This window comes from Actinoplanes sp. CA-015351 (assembly GCF_050955685.1).
In the GTDB taxonomy this organism is placed as follows: Bacteria; Actinomycetota; Actinomycetes; order Mycobacteriales; family Micromonosporaceae; genus Actinoplanes.
The window spans coordinates 2959172-2978607 of the sequence record NZ_CP192102.1 but is presented as its reverse complement, the minus strand read 5'-3'; the positions used below and the strand labels follow the sequence as shown (position 1 = coordinate 2978607).

14 protein-coding genes and 1 pseudogene are annotated in these 19436 nt (G+C 70.8%); 9 read left to right on the top strand and 6 right to left on the bottom strand.

Features of this window, described 5'->3' with window-relative positions:
• Positions 1-19: 19 nt before the first annotated feature.
• From ACQP2E_RS13335 to ACQP2E_RS13320, 4 genes are all read right to left on the bottom strand, one after another.
• Entirely contained in the window at positions 20-2431 is a 2412-nt protein-coding gene (locus ACQP2E_RS13335) for an ABC transporter permease (RefSeq protein WP_433831374.1), read from the bottom strand.
• The gene (locus ACQP2E_RS13330; RefSeq protein WP_433831372.1) at positions 2428-3183 is read right to left on the bottom strand and encodes an ABC transporter ATP-binding protein; all 756 of its coding nucleotides are present in this window, start codon (positions 3181-3183) and stop codon (positions 2428-2430) included. The genes ACQP2E_RS13335 and ACQP2E_RS13330 overlap by 4 nt, the downstream gene beginning before the upstream one ends.
• 97 nt (positions 3184-3280) lie before the next feature.
• Entirely contained in the window at positions 3281-3934 is a 654-nt protein-coding gene (locus tag ACQP2E_RS13325) for a response regulator (protein ID WP_433831370.1), read from the bottom strand.
• Positions 3922-5094 carry a sensor histidine kinase gene (locus ACQP2E_RS13320; RefSeq protein WP_433831368.1) on the bottom strand — a complete coding sequence of 391 codons (1173 nt, stop codon included), beginning with the start codon at positions 5092-5094 and terminating at the stop codon, positions 3922-3924. The genes ACQP2E_RS13325 and ACQP2E_RS13320 overlap by 13 nt, the downstream gene beginning before the upstream one ends.
• Positions 5095-5124: 30 nt before the next feature.
• On the opposite strand from ACQP2E_RS13320, the gene ACQP2E_RS13315 reads away from it, so the two are divergent.
• Complete coding sequence (locus ACQP2E_RS13315) at positions 5125-5412, top strand: hypothetical protein (RefSeq protein WP_433831366.1); 288 nt, start codon at positions 5125-5127, stop codon at positions 5410-5412.
• Here ACQP2E_RS13315 and ACQP2E_RS13310 read toward each other — a convergent pair.
• Entirely contained in the window at positions 5401-5871 is a 471-nt protein-coding gene (locus ACQP2E_RS13310) for a DinB family protein (RefSeq protein ID WP_433831364.1), read from the bottom strand. The genes ACQP2E_RS13315 and ACQP2E_RS13310 overlap by 12 nt on opposite strands.
• Positions 5872-5901: 30 nt before the next feature.
• Between ACQP2E_RS13310 and ACQP2E_RS13305 the strand changes: the two genes are divergently transcribed.
• The 4 genes from ACQP2E_RS13305 (at position 5902) to ACQP2E_RS13290 (ending at position 9327) form a co-directional block, all read left to right on the top strand.
• Positions 5902-6666, top strand: a complete 765-nt coding sequence (locus ACQP2E_RS13305; RefSeq protein ID WP_433831362.1) for an alpha/beta hydrolase-fold protein — start codon at positions 5902-5904, stop codon at positions 6664-6666.
• 24 nt (positions 6667-6690) lie between these two features.
• The gene (locus tag ACQP2E_RS13300; protein WP_433831360.1) at positions 6691-7203 is read left to right on the top strand and encodes a SigE family RNA polymerase sigma factor; all 513 of its coding nucleotides are present in this window, start codon (positions 6691-6693) and stop codon (positions 7201-7203) included.
• Complete coding sequence (locus ACQP2E_RS13295; protein ID WP_433831358.1) at positions 7200-8360, top strand: hypothetical protein; 1161 nt, start codon at positions 7200-7202, stop codon at positions 8358-8360. The genes ACQP2E_RS13300 and ACQP2E_RS13295 overlap by 4 nt, the downstream gene beginning before the upstream one ends.
• A 610-nt stretch (positions 8361-8970) precedes the next feature.
• A complete protein-coding gene (locus tag ACQP2E_RS13290) occupies positions 8971-9327 on the top strand; it encodes a PRC-barrel domain-containing protein (RefSeq protein ID WP_433831356.1) in 357 nt (118 codons plus the stop codon).
• A 101-nt stretch (positions 9328-9428) separates the two neighbouring features.
• Here ACQP2E_RS13290 and ACQP2E_RS13285 read toward each other — a convergent pair whose 3' ends face one another.
• Positions 9429-10814: a PLP-dependent aminotransferase family protein gene (locus tag ACQP2E_RS13285; RefSeq protein WP_433831354.1), complete on the bottom strand. Its 1386-nt coding sequence runs from the start codon at positions 10812-10814 to the stop codon at positions 9429-9431.
• On the opposite strand from ACQP2E_RS13285, the gene ACQP2E_RS13280 reads away from it, so the two are divergent.
• The 4 genes and pseudogenes from ACQP2E_RS13280 to ACQP2E_RS13265 form a co-directional block, all read left to right on the top strand.
• Entirely contained in the window at positions 10813-11715 is a 903-nt protein-coding gene (locus ACQP2E_RS13280; protein WP_433831352.1) for a DMT family transporter, read from the top strand. The two genes, ACQP2E_RS13285 and ACQP2E_RS13280, sit on opposite strands and share 2 nt — an antisense overlap.
• Positions 11716-11720: 5 nt before the next feature.
• On the top strand, positions 11721-12335 hold the full coding sequence (locus ACQP2E_RS13275) for an FMN-binding negative transcriptional regulator (RefSeq protein WP_433831350.1): 615 nt from the start codon (positions 11721-11723) through the stop codon (positions 12333-12335).
• Between the two features lie 537 nt (positions 12336-12872).
• A complete protein-coding gene (locus tag ACQP2E_RS13270) occupies positions 12873-16031 on the top strand; it encodes a N,N-dimethylformamidase beta subunit family domain-containing protein (RefSeq protein WP_433831348.1) in 3159 nt (1052 codons plus the stop codon).
• Positions 15958-17652, top strand: a pseudogene (locus ACQP2E_RS13265) (DUF4082 domain-containing protein); the annotation flags it as partial. The gene ACQP2E_RS13270 and the pseudogene ACQP2E_RS13265, both read left to right, overlap by 74 nt.
• Positions 17653-19436 lie beyond the last annotated feature (1784 nt).

Sequence of the window (19436 nt, the reverse complement as noted above, 5' to 3'; positions counted from 1 at the left end):
CGTAGGGTGCGCGTGCCGCTCACCCGGACACGGCCGGCGGTCTGCGCAGCAGCGCGGCGATCGGCAGGATCGTGGTGGTCAGGGCGAGGGCGGTGGTCCCGCCGAGAACCGTGATCCAGCCGACGGCCGGCACGTACGGCACCGGGTCGCCGGTCAGGGCGCGTACCACGCTGCTCAGCGTGAGTGCCGCGACGGCGCCGCCGAGCACCACCGCGGTGCCGAGCAGGCCGATCTGTTCGGCGTTGATCATGAGTTTGACCTGGCGGCGGGTGACGCCGGTCAGGCGTAGCAGTGCGAGTTCGCGGCGGCGGGCCAGGGCGGCCATGACCATCGTGTTGGCGGCCGCGACGGCGGTGTATCCGACCATCACGGCGATCAGGAGCCGGTTCAGCCAGGCGCTCAGGGCCAGGTCCCGGGCGAGGCCGCCGGTGAGCGCGGCGGTGTCGACGACCGAGGTGCCCGGGTAGGCGGCGATGGCGAGCGAGGAAGGCGCGTCGATCAGCACCTCGTCCGGCAGCCCGCCGACCAGTGACAGCGGCAGGATCACGTCGCCGAAGCCGAGCCCGCGCTGGTAGATCGCGCCGATCCGCGGCGTGACCGCTCGGCCGTCGGCGAGCCGCATCTCCACTTTCTCCCCGAGTTCCCAGCCGAACATCGAGGCGTGGGTACGCGAGACGGCGGCGGAGTCGGCGCTCAACGCACCCTCGACCACGCCCAGGTCGACAGTGGAAGCCAGTGTTCCGAGATCCGCCGCCCGGGCCGGAATCGTCTCCGCGTCGCCCATCAGCGCCACGACCACCGAGGTGTGCCGGAGCGGCGTGGCCGCGCGTACGCCGGGAAGTGCACGGACCTCGGCCACCGCGGAGCTGGGCAGGCCCGCGGGGGCGACCAGCGCTCGCGCAGCGAGCAGACCCTGACGGCTTTCGGCGACCGCCTGGCGTTCGAGGTTGTCCTGGAGGAACCAGACCGAACCGCCGAAACCGACCGCCAGGACCAGCGATGTCAGGACCGTGGCGGCGCCCTGGGCGTTGGCGCGCAGGTTCGCGGCGGCGAGGTAACCGCTGGTGCCGAAGATCGCGCGCAGCGGCCCGCCGAGCAGACGTGCGGCGGCCCGGTTGATCCACGGCGCCAGCAGCGCGACGGCCAGCACGAACAGGTAGAGCATGCCGATCGCGGCGCCCATCGCGGTCTGCCCGCTCGTGCCGGCGGCGGCGCCGGTGGTGGCCGCCGCGGCGGCGAGCGCGATCAGACCGCCGACGAGCCGCTTGCGGCCGGATTCACCGAGAGCCGCGGCCTCGCCGAGCGCCTCGGCCGGTTTGATGCCGGCGATCCGGCGGGCGGCGAGCAACCCGGCCAGCACCGCCGCCGTCACGATGGTCAGGAAGGCGGCGGGTGCGGCGAGCACGCCGGGCAGCATCGGGAAGCTCGCCGGGAGGAAGCCACGGCCCTCCAGCTCGCCGGTCAGCCAGCGCGCGGCGAGCAGGCCGCACGGCACGCCGATCACGCCGGCCAGGGCGCTGATCAGCGCGGTCTCCATCATGATCATGCGGCGTACCTGGGCGGGTGTGGCCGCGACGGCACGTACGAGGGCGAGGTCGCGACGGCGGTGCCGGACCGACAGGCCGACCGTCGCAGCGACCACGAAGATGATCAGCAGCGCCACGTAGCCGCCGAACGAGGCGCCGATCTGGACCAGCAGCCCGGCCGCGGCACGATCCGCCGACCGTTCGGCCAGGCCGCTGTCGTCGCTGGTGAGCACGCGGGCGTCACCGGTCAGCCCGGCGATCCGGCTCTTCAGCGCGGCGAGATCGGTACCCGGGGTGGCGATCACGCCGATCGCGGTGACCTCGCCACGACGCGGCGACAGAGCCGCGGCCTGCGCGTCACTGAAGAAGACAGCGGCGCCCGCGCTCCCCGTCGCACGACCACTGACCGTGTACGCCCGGAGCACCCCGCCGACCAGCAGCTCGACCCGATCACCGGGCTGTGACCGACCGGTGGTCAGCACCACCTGGTCGTCCCGGGCCGGCGCGGTTCCGGCGGTGAGCGTGTACGGAGTCAGCACCGCGCTCGACCAGCTCCGCCCGATCGCCTGCCCGCCGACCGGGATGTTCTCGTCGGTGGCGACCGCGGCGACACCCGGCAGCTTGTCCAGAGCGGTGGAGAGAGCGTCCGGCACGGTTCCCTCGGGCAACGCCGCCGTGCTCCGGTAGATCTCGCCGTCGAACTCCGTCGAGGTGAACGTGGTGTCGGGGCGGGCCACGACCAGATCGGCGGCGGCATAACGGACCGGCGCCGGGTGATGGCGCAGGCCGGACTCGACGAGCACACCCATCGCGGTCAGGATCACCGCGCCGAGGGCGAGCGCGAGCAGCGTGGCCACCGAGGAGCCCGGGCGGTGGCGCAGCATGCGGACGGCGAGCCGGGTCATCGGACAGCTCCGTTCGCGAGGCTCCGGCGGTGGCCCAGCGCGGCCAGATGCTCGGCGATGCGCGCGGCGCCCGGCTGCGGCATGTCGTGCACGATCCGGCCGTCGGCCAGGACCATCACCCGGTCCGCGTACGACGCCGCGACCGGATCGTGGGTGACCATGATGACCGTCTGCTCGTGCTCGTCGACGAGTCCGCGCAGCAGGTCGAGGACCTCGGCGGCGGTCGTGGTGTCGAGCGCGCCGGTCGGCTCGTCGCAGAAGATCACCTCCGGCCGGGACGCCAGGGCCCGGGCGATCGCGACGCGCTGCTGCTGGCCGCCGGAGAGCGCGGACGGCCGATGCCGCAGCCGGTGGCCGAGGCCGATCCGCTCGATCACCTGGTCGATCCACGCGCGGTCCGGGCGGACGCCGGCCAGCCGGAGCGGCAGCAGGATGTTCTCCTCGACGGTGAGCGCGCCGATCAGGTTGAACGCCTGGAAGACGAAACCGATCCGGCCGCGGCGCAGCTTGGTCAGCCTGGTCTCGGAGAGTGCCGACAGCTCGATGTCGCCGATCCGGACGCTGCCCGCGGTGGGCCGGTCCAGCCCGGCCGCGGCCTGCAGCAACGTGCTCTTGCCGGACCCGGACGGCCCCATGATCGCGGTGAAGGTGCCGTGCGCGAAATCGGCGTCGATCCCGGCCAGGGCGTGCACCGGCTCCCCGCCACTCGATGAATAGATGCGGGTCAAGCCTTGAACGCGAACCGCGGACATCGATCTGCCTCTCCGTCTGTATTCCTCACGGAGAAGTCTTCGCCGATCCGGGCGCCCGGAAAATGAAGCTGGCTGCCCGACCGGGGTACAGCAGGCGCTACTTCTGGCTGTCCTCCAGGTAACGCAGCACGGCGGTGACCCGGCGGTCGGCGCGGTCGTCCGGGGGCAGATCGAGCTTCGCGAAGATGCTGCGGATGTGCTTGTGCACGGCGTTGCCGGTGACGACGAGCTTCTCCGCGATCGCGGTGTTGCCGAGGCCCTCGGCCATCAGCGCGAGCACGTCGCGTTCCCGCGGGCTGAGCCGGGACAGCGTGCTGTCCGGGCGGGTCCGGGCGAGCAGCTGGCCGACCACCTCGGGGTCGATGGCCGTGCCGCCACCGGCGACCCGGTGCAGCGCGTCCAGGAACTGCTCCACCCGGCCGACCCGTTCCTTCAGCAGATATCCGAGCCGGGCCGTGCCGGTGCTGATCAGGTCGGTGGCGAAGGCCTGCTCGACGTACGCGGAGAGGACCAGCACGGCCAGCTCCGGTTGCCGGCGGCGGGCCTCGACCGCCGCGACGATCCCCTCGTCGGTGTGGGTGGGCGGCATCCGCACGTCGACGATCGCGACGTCCGGGCGATGCTCGGCGACCGCCACCAGGAACGGGCCGGGTGCGTCGGTGGTGGCCACCACGTCCAGGCCCTCGGCGCGCAGCAGCAGGGCGAGGCCTTCGCGCAGCAGCGGGTCGTCCTCGGCGATCACGATCCGCACGGCAGCTCCACGTCCAGGGTCGTCGGCCCACCCGGTGGGCTGTCCAGCTCGAAGCGGCCATCGTAGGCCTCGACACGTTGCCGGATGCCGGCCAGGCCGGAGCCGTTGTCCTCGTTCGCGCCGCCTCGGCCGTCGTCGGTGATCCGGACGTTCAGGCGGGGGCCGTCCCGGCGTACCGAAGCCGCAGCCGCAGCCGCGCCGCTGTGCTTGACCACGTTGGTCAGTGCCTCGGCCACCACGAAGTACGCGGTCGCCTCGACGGAGGCCGCGCAGCGGCCGGGAACGTCCACCTCGAGGTGGCAGGGCACCGCGCAGCCGGATGCGAGACCGGCGAGCGCACCGGCCAGGCCCCGGTCGCCGAGAACCGGCGGCAGGATGCCGCGGACCACCGCGCGCAGCTCGGCCAGGGCCTGTTCGGTGGCGTCCTGCGCGCGGTCGAGGATGTCACCGACGGCGTCCGGGTTGCGCTGCTGGGCGCGGCGGGCGGCGCCGAGCAGGACGTTCAGGGCGACCAGCCGGTTCTGGGTGCCGTCGTGCAGAGCGCGCTCGATGCGGCGCAGCTCGACGGCGTGCGCGTCCAGGGCGGCCGCACGGGTCGCGGTCAGCTCGGCCACCCGCAGCGACAGGTCGGCGTCGCCGGCCGGGGCGAGCAGGCGCCGCCCGGGCAGGGCCTGGAGACGGGCGACGGCGGGGCAGCCGAAGACGGTCAGCAGCGCGAATCCGATGCCGAGCGCCAGCACGACCAGGGCGTCGCCGAGCCCATCGATGCGCCAGAGGACGATGCCCGGTCCGGCGTCCTCGGGGTCGAGGGCCCGGTACCAGAGCGGGAAGGTGGTGTTCTCCAGCGCGTACACCGGCAGGGTGATCCCGGCAGCGCCGAGCAGGAAGCCGGCCGTGCCGTGCACGGCCGCCCAGGCGATTTCCCGGCGCATCACCGGGTCGGTGAGTGCGATCGCCCCCTGCGGATGGGGCACCGTCAGCCGGGTGCGTTCCCGGTCGGCGACCGCGCGGGTGGCCTTGCGGGCGCCCGGCGCGAGCGCGAGGGTGACCAGCAGCCCGAACAGGGCACCGAGGGCCAGCACCGACGTGCCGAGACCACGGACGATGTCTTCGAGCGCGTCGACGGTGGCGCGCAGTCGCGGCACGACATGACGGCGCATCCGCCCGACGATAGCGGGTAAGTGCTCACCGTGGAGAAGACCGAGGACGGGCGCTACATCGTCGTCAACGGCCGGCGATGGCGGGCCACCGATCCGGAGATCCCGGAGGACGAGGCGGCCCGGCTGCGCAGAGCGCTGATGTCCGCCCGCCGCGATGTCGGCACGGCCCTGCGCAACAGCGAGGACCCGAAGCCGGCGCGGGCCCGGGTGCAGCTCGCGAAGGTCGCGCTCGGCGAACGCGGCGATCCCTGGTGGGAGCAGTCGCCCGACGAGCGGCGGGAACGCTGGGAGAAGGGCCTGCGCGAGCTAGGCGGGTAGTCCCTGCCGCGCCGCCAGGATCTGCTCACGCAGGATGTCGGCGTGCCCGCAGTGCTGAGCGATCTCGCGCAGCACGTGCAGCAGGACCCAGCTCAGCGACAGCGGACCCCGCCGGTTGCCGGGCAGCAGATCGTCGAGATTCAGATGCTCGACAGCGAGCCGGGAGTGCTCACAGGCTTTGAGATACGCGTCCCGCACACTCTCGATCGTGTCGCCGCTGTCGAGGGTGAACGACGCGTCCGGCGTCTTCGGAATCCCGATCTCGGCGCGGGACCGGCCGGTGACCGCCTCGTCGAACCACACCTTCTCCACGAACGTGGCGTGCTTGACCAGCCCGAGCAGGGTGGTCTTCGACGGCACCAGCCGGCGGCGTGCCTCCTCCTCGGAGAGGCCGTCCAGACTGCCGGCGAGGTCGTTGCGGTGCTCGTCGATGAAGGCCTGAATTTCGAACGGTGACATCCGGAAAGCATCCCATCCGTTGATCAGGCCGTGCGACGACGAGCGTTCCTCTTGGCCGGTTCGGTTCTGGCTGCCGCGGGCGGCTGCTCCTGGGTCAGTGCCGGCCCCGGCCCGGTGATGCCGTCCGCCCTGCCCGGCGACGAACGTCTGGAGCAGCGCTTCTCGGCTGCCCGGGGCCGGACCGTCGACTTCTGGACGGCGGTTCCGGCCGGGCACGGCGACGGGCGGGGCCTGCCGGTCTGCCTGGTGCTGCACGGCGGTTCGAAACGCCCGGCCGACTTCGCGGCGATGGGTCTTGGCCGGTTCCTGACCGATGCCGTCCAGCGCGGCGCGGCGCCGTTCGTGCTGGCCGGCGCCACCGGCGACCGGCTGGCGTGGCGGCCGCGCGGCGGCGACGACCCGCAGTGGATGGTCCGCCAGGAGATGCCGGCGTGGTGCGCGGAACGCGGCTTCGACACCACCCGGCTGGCGGCGTGGGGCTGGTCGATGGGCGGTTCCGGTGCGCTGCTGCTGGCGTCGACGTTCCCCGGCCTGGTCCGATCGGTGGCCGCGTTCTCCCCGGCGGTCGCCCCGGGAGACGTGGTTTTCGACGGCCTGGAGCGGTTGAAAGACGTTCCGATCGGCCTGTGGTGCGGCAAGGACGACGACCTGTACGACAACGTCCGCGAACTCTGGGCGTCCCTGCCGGTGCCACCGGGCGCAGGCGGATTCGGCCCGGGAAAACACAACTTCAATTACTGGTCGACAGTGATCCCGGACGCATTCGACTTCATCGCGAAGAATCTGAGCTCATAGACACCCAACCATTCGACGGGTCCCATGCGTTCTGAATCCGTGAACCCCGAGTCCGAGTTCGTCGCGTTCGTGCAGGCACGCCAGCACCGCCTGCTGCGCTCGGCCTATCTGATCTGCGGCGATCACCACCTCGCCGAGGACCTCCTGCAGAACGCCCTGGTCAAGCTCGCCCTGCGCTGGCGTACGCTGCGCGACGGCGACCCCGAGGCATTCGTGCGCACGGTCCTGTACCGCGACGCCGTCTCCTGGTGGCGCCGCCGCAGACGCGAACGCCTCATCGACACCGTCCCGGAACCGCCGCCCGGACCCGGCGACGACCTGCCGGCCCGCCTGATCTTCGAGCGCGCGCTGCGCCTCCTCGCGCCCCGGCAACGCGCCGTCATCGTGCTGCGCTATTTCGACGATCTGACCGAGGCCCGCACCGCGGAAATCCTCGGCGTCTCGGTGGGAACCGTCAAAAGCCAGAACAGCGCGGCCCTTCGCCGCCTGCGCGAACTGGCACCGGAACTCGGCGAACTTCTGGGAGCACGACAATGACCAGCAACGATCTGAAAAGCCTCCTTGAGGAGGCCTCCGACACCATCCAGGTGCCTTCTCTCGCGCACACCGCCTGGTCCCGCGCCCGCCGAACCAGACAACGTCGATACGGAATCAGCGTGGCAGCCGTGGCCGCGCTGACCATTTCCGCCGCCTTCTTTCCAACGGCATCGCAGAACACCCCACTTCCGGAGCCGATCGCCACCTCTCTGACGCCGCAGGTGCACCGGATCCCGGCCGGCCTCCCCACCCGTCTGATCGCCCCGCTCCCGCCGAGAAGCGCGGATCTGATCCCGGGCGACGTGCAGCCGCTGTCCGCGTACCCGATCGAAGCCGCCATGGCGGTCTTCCAGCCCACTGTCCCGGAGCCCGGCGCCGAGCCGGAGCCGATCTACGCTGTCGCGCCGGACGGCATCTGGGTGGAACTGGACGTGGCCGATCTGACCTTCACCCACGACGAAGGCGGCAACCGGGCAGCCCCGCTGCGCCCGCTGTCCCTCTCCCCCGACCGCCGCCGCATCGCCATCCCGCAGCCGCAGGCCGTGGTGGTCGTGGACCTGCCCACCGCGACGGCCCACCGCATCGGCGTACCCGGCCTCAACGAACAGGTGGCGTGGCAGGACGACACGACGGTCCTGGTCGGAGCGGGCGGACCGGGCGCGTACGCGGTCGGCTGGGCCGCGCGGAAGGTGACCCGGCTGCCCGCGGCGGTGTCCCTGTGGGACAGCGACGGCTCGTTGCTGGAGTTGCCCGCCACCGGCCGCACGCTGCGCCAGTGGGGTCCCGCTCAGCCTTCACCGGTCAGCGAGACACCGGTGGACGACACCGGCCTGCCCGGTTACACGATCACCGAGTGGTACGGCTCCCCGATCACCAACGGTGACCATGTGGTCCGCTCGTCCTGGGGCAGCACTCCGACGCACGGCCACGAGGCGGTGACGGTGGTCAACGCCCGGACCGGCGTGGCGGAACGCGTCCTGGACCTGGGCCCGGACCGGTGGAAGGGCTGTTGCGCACCGCTGGCCTTCATCGACCGCGACACCGTCCTGATCCAGGCCGAGCGTGAGGGCTTGATCGCCTGGAACTTCCGAACCGGCTCCACGGCAGTGGTAACCGCCGGCCAGATATCCGGCATCCTCTCCGTCCGCCTCCGCTGACCCAACGCGGGCCAGCCACAGCCGCAGCCTCGCCGCCCGCTCTTTCGCCCGCCGCCCGCCGCCCGCCGCCCGCGATCTTGGGCGATTCTTCATCGCTCGGGTTTCGCCGTTTGTGGAGCGGTAGCGGGTTCGGGGCGGCGCGGCGGTTATCTCGGTGCGAGGTGCCGCTCGGAGATCTTGTGCGGTTCGGCCGGCCGGTCGACCACAAGTACACGAATTTGCGGGACAGCCAACCGTGGCGGGTCGATTTCAGGTGATTTGGGCGTTCTGCGGCAAAGCTCTGCCATCACAGCGGGTGGACGGTGCCAGATCTTGGAGACTCGTGGGTGCCCTATGCCCCACCGGCGTCCGAGGTTCAGCCACCGCGGCACTTCGCGATCTTGTGGTTTTCGGGGAACCGTTTGCGTGTAACTCCGCAAGATCGGCCGAAGCCTGTTCGATCTTGTGGAGTTGTGCGGTCACGTCGGCGGGGAAGTCCACAAGATCCAGACGGGGCGGGCGGGGCAGGCGGAGCGGGCGGGGCAGGCGGGGCAGGCGGGGCAGGCGGGCGGGGTGGATTGGGTTTGGTGGTGGCGGTTTCCCTGGGGCTGGGTGCGGGCACAACTCAGGCATGTTCCCTGCTGAGAACCTGCGTGACTGGCGTGGTGAGAACGTCGTCGATCCGGATGGCGACAAGATCGGTGACCTTGAGGCTGTGTACGTCGACACCGTTAATGACGAGCCTGCGTTCGCCACGGTGCGAGTTGGTTTCATCGGGCGGCATCGGCTGGTGTTCGTGCCGCTTGACGGGGCGACGGTGAGCCCGAAGGCGGTTCGGGTGCGGTACGGCAAGAAGCTTGTCGGGAACGCGCCCGGCATCGACCTTGACGGCGAGCTGGCCGCGACCGATGAGCCGGCGTTGTTCGCCCACTACGAGCTGCCGTACCAGAGCGGCATCTCGGGAGCACGCCGCCTGGCCCGGCGCTGAACACCCCGGCCGCTGAACACCCCGGGCCGCCGAACACCCCGGGCCGCCGAACACCCCGGGCCGCTGAAGCCCGGCGCTGGACCCCGCCGATGGGGTGGCTGTCAGAAGGCTCTTGCCAGCCGTTGGACTGCCTCGTCCATCTGGTCGGGTGGGCTTGCCGCGTACGTGAGGCGCAGGAAAGCGCCCGTCGGCTCGGCGGCGAACCACGGCCTGCCCGGGAAAACGACCACGCCCTGCGCGGCAGCTGCGGCCGTGACCGCGGTGTCGTCGGCTCCGGCCGGCAGCGGGGACCACAGGTGCATGCCGCCTCGGGGTACCCGGGCGGGCAGCAGGTCGGGCAGGTGCCGGGACAGGGCCGTGAGCAGCGCCTCGCGGCGGTGGCGCAGCGCGATGCGCAACGACTTGCGGTGCCGGGTCCAGGCCGGTGAGCTGACGAACTCGCAGGTGGCCTGCTGGAGCGGGCCGGAGACGAAGAAGTCGTCGAGCAGCCGGGCGGCGCGCAGCCGGGCGCCGGCCGGGCCCCGGGCGCCGATCGCGGCGACCCGCAGACCCGGTGCCGCCGGTTTCGTGAGCGATCGCAGGTAGATGACGTGGCCGTCCGGATCCTCGGAAGCCAGGGGTGCGGGCGGTTCGCCGTCGATCGTCAGGTCGCGGGCGTAATCGTCCTCGATCAGGAATGCGGCGTTATCCCGTACACAAGAAAGGATCGCGGCCCGGCGGGCCGCCGCCAAGCTCGCGCCGGTCGGGTTGGCATGCAGCGGCTGGCAGTAGAAGAGGCGCGATCCGGTACGCGCGAACGCGGCCGCGAGCTGGTCCGGGCGGACACCGTCGTCGTCGGCCGGCACCGGAACCACCCGCAGGCCGGCGGCGCGGGCCGCGGCGAGCGCGCCCAGATAGGTGGGCGACTCGACGAGCACGGTGTCGCCCGGCGCGGTCAGCGCGCGCAGCGCGGTGGAGAGCGCGGCCTGGCCGCCCGGGCAGATCACCATGTCGTCGGCGCGCAGGCCGCCGCCGGACTCGCGGGCGAACCAGGCCCGCAGATCCTCCCGGCCCTCGACCGGGCCGCGCTGCCAGCTGGCCGGCTGACGGGCGGCCCGGGCCAGGGCGGCGCCGAGTGCGGCAGCCGGCTGAAGGTCGGTGCCCAGGTACCCGCTGCTGAGCGAAATCGCCCCGGAAGGCGGTAACGCCAGTAACGCTTGCATCTCGTGCTCGCCGGACCGCGCCGGCCCGAGGGCGACCGTCTGCCAGGAGAGGTCAGGGGTACGCGGCTGCTCGCCCCGCGCCGCCACGAAGGTTCCCCTGCCGTTGCGGGTCTCGACCACTCCCTCCGCCACGAGCTGCCGGATCGCCGCTGCGACGGTGACCGGGGAGGCCTGGTGGCGTGCGGTCAGCTCGCGGACCGAGGGCAGCTGCGCACCGGATGGCGAGACGGCCGCCACGCGGCGGAGGTCTTGGACAACCCGGGCGGGTGCGTTACCGTTCTCCATGACAGCACAGAGTAGCGCTACTGCCTCCAGGGCGGTAACGGGTGGCATCGTCCTCGGGGCGCTGGGTGTGCTCGCCTTCAGCCTGTCCCTGCCGTTCACCCGGGTCGCCGTCGCCGATCTGGACCCGTGGTTCGTCGCGTTCGGCCGGGCGGTCGGCGCAGCCGCCCTGGCCTGGGTCTACCTGCGGGTCACGGCGGCCTCCGCACCGACCCGCCGGCAGTGGCGCCGGCTCGCGATCGTGGCGCTCGGCGTGGTCGTCGGCTTCCCGCTCTTCACGTCGCTGGCGCTCACCACGTCCACCTCGGCGCACGGCGCGGTCGTGATCACCGTTTTGCCCGCGATGACGGCGGTCTTCGCGGTGCTGCGCGCCGGCGAGCGGCCGCCGGCACTGTTCTGGCTGGCGAGCCTCGGTGGGCTGGCGGTCGTACTGACGTTCCTGGTCACCAGCGGCACGGTGCACGGCGAGCTGACGTCCGCCGATCTCTTCCTGCTGATCGCGGTGATCCTTTGCGGACTTGGGTACGCCGAGGGCGGCGCGCTGGCACGGGAGCTGGGCGGTGCGCGTACCATCTGCTGGGCTTTGATCATCTCGCTGCCCGTGACCATTCCGACGACGGTGACCAGCGCTTGGGTCTCTCCCCCGCATGCCGGCGTATCCGGCTGGGCAGCCTTCGGATATCTCACCGTGGTGTCGATGTTCCTGGGGTTCTTCGCCTGGTACGGCGGACTGGCTCGCGGCGGCATCGCCAAAGTCGGTCAGATCCAGCTCATGCAGCCGCTGCTCACCTTGGCGTGGTCGGCGCTGCTGCTCGGCGAAGCGGTGAGCCGAAGTTCGATCGCGGCGGCGCTGATCGTGCTCGGTTGTGTTGTGCTGACTCAGCGAACCCGTTCGAAAGGCTGATTCTCATGTACGTACCGACGCATTTCGCCGGTTCTGGTGTACCTGTTGTGGAGAACGGTGGTCTTGCCGATCTGGTGACGTGCACGGCTGAGGGGTTGCTCGCCACGCCGGTGCCGTTCGTCTATGAGGCTGAGACCCATGCGTTGCACGCTCATCTGGCGCGGAACAACGATCAGTGGCGGCAGCCGGTCATCGGTGAGGCGATGGCTATCGTACGCGGTCCGGATGCCTATGTGTCGCCCAGTTTTTATGCGTCCAAAGCGGAGCACGGGCGGGTGGTGCCTACGTGGAACTACGTGGTGGCGCACGTTTATGGCGAGCTTGTCGTGCATGACGATCCGGTTTGGGTTGCGGCACAGGTACGCCGGCTGACCGGGAAACACGAGGCGGGGCGGGAGGAGCCGTGGGCGGTGGAGGACGCGCCGGCGCGGTTCGTGGAAGGGCAGTTGAAGGCGATCGTCGGGGTATCGCTGCGCATCAGCCGGATCGAGGCGAAGTGGAAGCTGAGCCAGAACCGGTCCGAGGCTGATGTGAACGGGGTGATCGAGGGGTTGTCGGCGGAGAGCTCAGGCGGCGCGCAGGACGTGGCGGCGGCGATGCGGGGCGTCACCGGTCGTTGAGAGGCTGCTGTCGGCTTCTTGTGTGTGCCCTCATTTCGGTCAGCTTCCGGGCCGGCCATGATCCGCGCCGGCTGTGCCGCAGCGCGCGCTTGCTGACCGCGAACTGCCCCTCGCAAGCCAGCCGGCCTCCAGGCCACGAAACTGACAGCCGTGCCGAGATGTTGTGAGCTTGGGCCGCTCTGGCAGCCGGAAACTCACAAGATCAGTGAGGGCGGCACGGGCGGCACGGGCGGGGCGGCGTGTCGGTTGCTTCACAGATCTTGTGAGTTTGTGCCGTTGCGGCGACCACAAGCGCACAACGTATCGGAGGCGGGTGGCGGCTTTTACGGCGGCCGGGAGCGTTGGGAAATCCTCTGATCGGCGGGTGTTTGATCCGGACTGGCCAAACCCATGGAACTGACCGGGCCGACTAAATTCGCACTTCGCCCACCATCGCCGGGGCTGTCGGGTGACCGACAGATACTGCGTTCACGTATTCCCATGATTCGCTGTGGTGCTCTTTCTCAATCCCTATCAACCGCGGGGGAGACGATTCCGGTGCGTCATCTCAAGTCATTCCGGTTACGGCTGTTACTGGTGGTCACGCTGGTCGTCGCGGGCGCGGCGGTCACCGGGGCCGGCCCGGCCGCCGCTGACGCGTGCGCGCCGCTGATCAATCCGATCGCGTGCGAGAACACCAGGACCGGCACGCCGAAGAGCACGTGGGACGTTTCCGGCGCCGGTAGCGATGCCATTCAGGGATTCAGCACCCAGATCAGTGTCAACGTCGGCGAAACGGTCAATTTCAAAATCAAATCCTCGGCGGCGTCGTATCGGCTCGACATCTACCGGATGGGTTATTACGCCGGAAATGGCGCACGGCTCATCACGACGGTCAATCCGGTCGGTCAGCAGAACCAGCCCAGCTGCATGAGCCAGGCCGCCACCGGCCTGGTCGACTGCGGCAACTGGGCGGTCTCGGCGTCGTGGGCGGTGCCGTCGAACGCGGTCTCCGGCATCTACTTCGCCCGGCTCGTGCGTACCGACGGCACGTCCGGCGCCAGCCACATCGTGTTCGTGGTGCGCAACGACGCCAGCCACTCGGACGTCGTCTTCCAGACCTCCGACTCGACCTGGCAGGCCTACAACCAGTACGGCGGCAACAGCCTGTACGTCGGTTCGCCGGCCGGGCGCGCGTACAAGGTGAGCTACAACCGGCCGATCACCACGCGCGGGACCGGGGCCGAGGACGCCGTCTTCAACGCCGAGTACCCGATGGTGCGGTGGATGGAGGCGAACGGTTACGACGTCAGCTACATCGCGGGTGTTGACGCCGACCGCAGCGGCGCGCTGCTGCGCAACCACAAGGCGTTCCTGTCGGTGGGCCACGACGAGTACTGGTCCGGCGCACAGCGCGACAACGTCGAGGCGGCCCGCGACGCCGGCGTCAACCTGGCGTTCCTCAGCGGCAACGAGGTGTTCTGGAAGACCCGCTGGGAGGACTCGTACCGCACGATGGTCGCCTATAAGGAGACCCACGCGGGCGGCAAGATCGATCCGACAGCGACCTGGACCGGCACCTGGCGTGACCCGCGGTTCAGCCCGCCGTCCGACGGCAACCGCCCGGAGAACGCGCTGACCGGCACGAGCTTCAAGGTCAACGCGGGCACGGTGAACCTGCAGGTGCCGGCTGCCGACGGCAAGATGCGGTTCTGGCGCGGCACCACTGTCGCCACCCAGTCGGCCGGTGCCACCGCGACCCTGGGCACCGGGACCGTCGGTTACGAGTGGGACATCGACGAGGACAACGGTGTCCGGCCGCGCGGGCTGTTCCGGCTGTCCACCACCACCGCCTCCGGGCTCGACCTGCTGCAGGACTACGGATCGACGTACGCCACCGGCAGCGCCACCCACAACATGACGATGTACCGGGCGGCCAGCGGCGCCCTGGTCTTCGGTGCCGGCACCGTGCAGTGGTCCTGGGGCCTGGACAGCAACCACGACCGCGGCTCCGGCGCGGCCAGCACCCCGATGAAGCAGGCCACCGTCAACTTCCTGGCCGACATGGGTGTCCAGCCCGGCACCCTGCAGTCCGGCCTGACCCTCGCCACCGCCTCCACCGACACGGTGGCGCCGGCCGCCGCGATCACCGCGCCGGCCGCCGGCACGTCGGTGCAGTCCGGCTCGCCGACGGTCGTCTCCGGCACCGCGACCGACACCGGCGGCGGTGTGATCGGCGGTGTCGAGGTCTCCACCGACAACGGGACCAGCTGGCACCCGGCGAACGGGCGCGCCGCGTGGACGTACACCTGGACGCCGGGCAGCACCGGCACGGCGACGATCAAGGTGCGGGCCACCGACGACAGCGGCAACGTGGGCACCGAGACGACCCGGGCGGTCACCGTGGGCGCGCGTACCTGCCCGTGCAGCATCTGGGGCTCGGCGATCACGCCGAACACCCCGGCCGACCCGGACGGCACCGGCACCGAGGTGGGGCTGCGATTCCGTACCGACGTGGCCGGCACGGTCAGCGCGATCCGGTTCTACAAGGCGGCCACCAACACCGGCACGCACGTGGGCCGGCTGTGGTCGAACACCGGAACCCAGCTCGCGACGGTCACCTTCAGCGGTGAGACGGCGTCCGGCTGGCAGCAGGCCAATCTGTCCACGCCGGTGACCCTCACCCCGAACACCACGTACGTCGTGTCGTACTACGCGCCGAACGGCCACTACGCCGGTGACACCGGTACGTTCGCGGCGGCCGGCGTCGACAACGCGCCGCTGCACGCGCTGCGCGACGGGTTGGACGGGGTCAACGGCATCTACCGGTACGGCACCGGCTTCCCGACCGAGTCGTGGGAGAGCGCCAACTACTACGTCGATGTGGTCTTCACCCCGGGCGCCGCAGCACCGGACACCACGGCGCCGACCGTGACGACACGTACGCCGGCCTCGGGAGCGACCGGCGTGGCGCGCACGACCACGGTGGCCGCCGCGTTCAGTGAGCCGGTGCAGAGCTCCACGGTCAGCCTCACGGTGGCCGGGGTGTCCGGCACGACGCTGTACAACGCGGCGGCGAACACGGCCACGTTCACCCAGTCGGCGCAGCTCGCCGCGAGCACCACGTACACCGTGACGGTCAGCGGCGCGAAGGACACCGCCGGCAACACGATGGCGTCGACCTCCTGGTCGTTCACCACGGCAGCGCCGCCGCCGACCGGCACGAGCTACTCGGTCTGGCCGGCCACCGCCGTGCCGGGTGTCGCGGCCGATCCGGAGACCGCAGCTGTCGAGCTCGGCATGCGGTTCCGCTCCGACGTGGCCGGCACGGTCACCGGTGTCCGGTTCTACAAGGGCGCCGGTAACAGCGGCACGCACGTCGGCCACCTGTGGAGTTCGAGCGGCACGCTGCTCGGCACTGTCACCTTCGGCGGCGAGACGGCCACCGGCTGGCAGACCGCCACGTTCTCGGCGCCGGTGGCGATCACCGCGAACACCACGTACGTCGTGTCGTACTACGCGCCGGCCGGCCGGTACGCCGCGGACACCGGCTTCTTCGCGAGCGCCGGCGCCGACAACGGCCCGCTGCACGCGTTGCGGGACGGCACCGACGGCGCGAACGGCCTCTATCGATACGGAAGCGGTGGGGGTTTCCCCACCGACACCTGGCAGTCGGCGAACTACTGGGTCGACGTCGTCTTCACCCCGGCCGCCTGAGGAGAGTGTGCTCTTGAAATTCATCTCGTCGGCGCTAGCAGCCCTGGTCCTGGTGGCCGGGCTGCTCGTCGCTCCGGAGGCGGCGCTCGCCGCCACCTGCCCCTGCACCATCTGGCCGAGCACCGCGGCGCCGGCCACCCCGTCTGATTCGGACACGTCGGCGGTCGAGCTGGGGGTGAAGTTCCGCTCCGACACCGACGGGTACGTGACCGGTGTGCGCTTCTACAAGGGCAGCGCCAACACCGGCACGCACGTCGGCAACCTGTGGAGTTCGACCGGCGCCAACCTGGGCAGCGTCGTCTTCACGTCCGAGACCGTGTCGGGCTGGCAGACCGCCACGTTCGCCACCCCGGTCGCGGTCAGCGCGAACACCACGTACGTCGCGTCGTACTACGCGCCGAACGGCCGGTACGCGAGCGACGATGGCACCTTCGCCGCGGCCGGCGTGGACAACGCGCCGCTGCACGCGCTGCGTGACGGCCAGGACGGCGCCAACGGCGTCTACCGGTACGGCTCCGGCGGCGGCTTCCCGAACAGCACCTGGGCATCGGCGAACTACTGGGTCGACGTGGTGTTCAACACCAGCATCACCGACACCACCCCGCCGGGCGTCACCGGCACCTCCCCCGACGCGGGCGCGACCGGCGTGGCCACCTCGACGACGGTGAGCGCCACCCTGAACGAGCCGCTGCAGACCGGCACAGCGGCCCTCGCGCTGCGGGCCGGCAGCACGACGGTGGCCGGCACGAGCGCGTACAACGCGACCACCCGGACCATCACGTTCACCCCGTCGGCCGCTCTGAGCGCGGCGACCGTGTACACGGCCACGGTCAGTGGAGCCCGGGACACCACCGGCAACACCATGGCGGCCTACACCTGGTCGTTCACCACCCTGGACGCGTCCGGCTCGGCCTGCCCCTGCACGATCTGGCCGGCGACGGCGACACCGGCCACCGCCTCGGTCGCCGACAACAACGCCGTCGAGGTCGGCGTGAAGTTCCGGGCCGGCGCCGCCGGCTATGTCACCGGCCTCAAGTTCTACAAGGGCGCCGGCAACACCGGCACGCACATCGGCTCGTTGTGGAACACCGCCGGCACCCGGCTGTCCCAGGTCACCTTCACCGGGGAGAGTGCCACCGGCTGGCAGACCGCCACGCTGCCGAACCCGGTCGCGGTCACCGCGAACACCACGTACACCGCGTCGTACCACACCGATGCGGGTTTCTACTCGGCCACCGGCAACGGCCTGGCCACCGCGGTGACCCGGGGACCGCTGAGCACGGTCGCCGGCAGCAACGGTGTCTACAAGTACGGTGCCAGCGCGTTCCCCGACGGCAGCTACCAGTCGACCAACTACTGGGTCGACGTCGTGTTCAACACCACGGCCGCGGACACCGTCGCACCGACGCTGATCGGTCGTGCCCCGGCCGCCGGCGCCTCCGGGGTGCCGGCCGGCACCGCTGTCACCGCGAATTTCAACGAGCCGGTCTCCGGCGTCGTGGTGGCGCTGACCGGGCCGTCCGGTACGGTCGCCGGCACCACCGGGTACGACGCGGGGACCAGCACGGCGACGTTCACGCCGTCGGCCGCGCTGGCGTACTCGACCACCTACACCGCGTCGGTGAGCGGCGCCCGGGACACCGCCGGCAACCTGATGACGCCGGTCACCTGGACGTTCACCAGCGCTGCCTCGCCACCGCCGCCGGCCGACCAGGGTCCCGGCGGACCGGTTCTGGTGATCAAGTCGTCGGCCTCCGGGTTCACCCCGTTCCTCGCTGAGGTATTGCGAACTGAAGGCCTCAACGAGTTCACCACGGCCGACCTCAGCACCGTCACCGCCGCGACTCTCGAGCAGTACGACGTCGTGCTGCTCGGTCAGTCCACGCTCACCGCCGACCAGGTCACCATGTTCACGACCTGGGTGAACGCGGGCGGCAACCTGGTCGCGTTCCGGCCGGACAAGCAGCTGGCCGGCCTGCTCGGGCTCACCACCTCGACCACCACGCTGGCCGAGGGGTACCTCAAGGTGGACACGGCCTCGTCACCCGGCGCGGGCATCACCGACCAGACGATCCAGTACCACGGCACCGCCGACCGGTACACGCTGAACGGCGCCCGCTCGGTCGCCACGCTGTACTCGACCGCGACGGCGGCCACCACCAACCCGGCGGTGTCGCTGGTCAGCGTCGGCAGCAGCGGCGGCCAGGCCGCGGCGTTCACCTTCGACCTGGCCCAGTCGCTGGTCTACACCCGGCAGGGCAACCCGGCCTGGGACGGTCAGGAACGTGACGGCACAGCACCAAAACGCTCCGACGACCTCTACTTCGGCGGCAGCGGCGCCACCGACTGGGTCAATCTGGCGAAGGTCGCCGTGCCGCAGGCCGACGAGCAGCAGCGGCTGCTGGCCAACCTGATCGGCGCGATGAACCTCGACCGCAAGCCGCTGCCGAAGTTCTGGTACTTCCCACGCAGTCTCAAGGCTGTCGTGGTCGCCACCGGCGACGACCACGCCAACAACGGCACGCCCGGCCGCTTCGACCAGTACGCGGCGAACAGCCCGGCCGGCTGTGTGGTCGAGGACTGGCAGTGCGCCCGGTACACGTCGTACATCTTCCCGAACACGGCGTTGACCAGCGCCCAGGCAACCAATTACCAGTCGCGGGGCTTCGAGGTCGGTCTGCACGTCAACACCAACTGCTCGGATTGGACGGCGAGCAGCCTGGCCGGGTTCTACACCAGCCAACTCACCACCTTCCGATCGAAGTACACCGCCGTGCAGGGCCCGGTCACCAACCGCACGCACTGCATCGTCTGGTCGGACTGGTCCAGTCAGGCGAGCGTCGCGCTGGACAACGGGATCCGGCTCGACACGAACTACTACTACTGGCCCGGGTACTGGGTCGCCGACCGGCCGGGCTTCATGACCGGCTCCGGCATGCCGATGCGCTTCTCCGCCAAGACCGGCGGGCTGATCGACGTGTACCAGGCCGCGACGCAGATGACCGACGAGTCCGACCAGAGCTACCCGTACACGGTGAACACCCTGCTCGATCGCGCGCTCGGCGCCGAGGGTTACTACGGCGCCTTCACCGCGAACCTGCACACCGACGTCTCCACCCAGTACCAGAGTGATGCCCTGCTCGCCTCGGCGCAGGCCCGCAACGTACCGATCATCACCGCCAAACAGTTGCTGACCTGGGTCGACGGGCGCAATGCCTCGTCGTACTCGGGTATCTCCTGGTCGGGCAACAACCTCGCGTTCACGGTGAACGTGGGCGTCGGCGCCACCGGGCTGACCGGCATGGTCCCGACGCTCGGCCCGGGTGGCCGGACGCTCACCACGCTGACCCGCGCGGGCACGCCGGTGTCGTTCACCCGGACGACGATCAAGGGCGTTGAGTACGC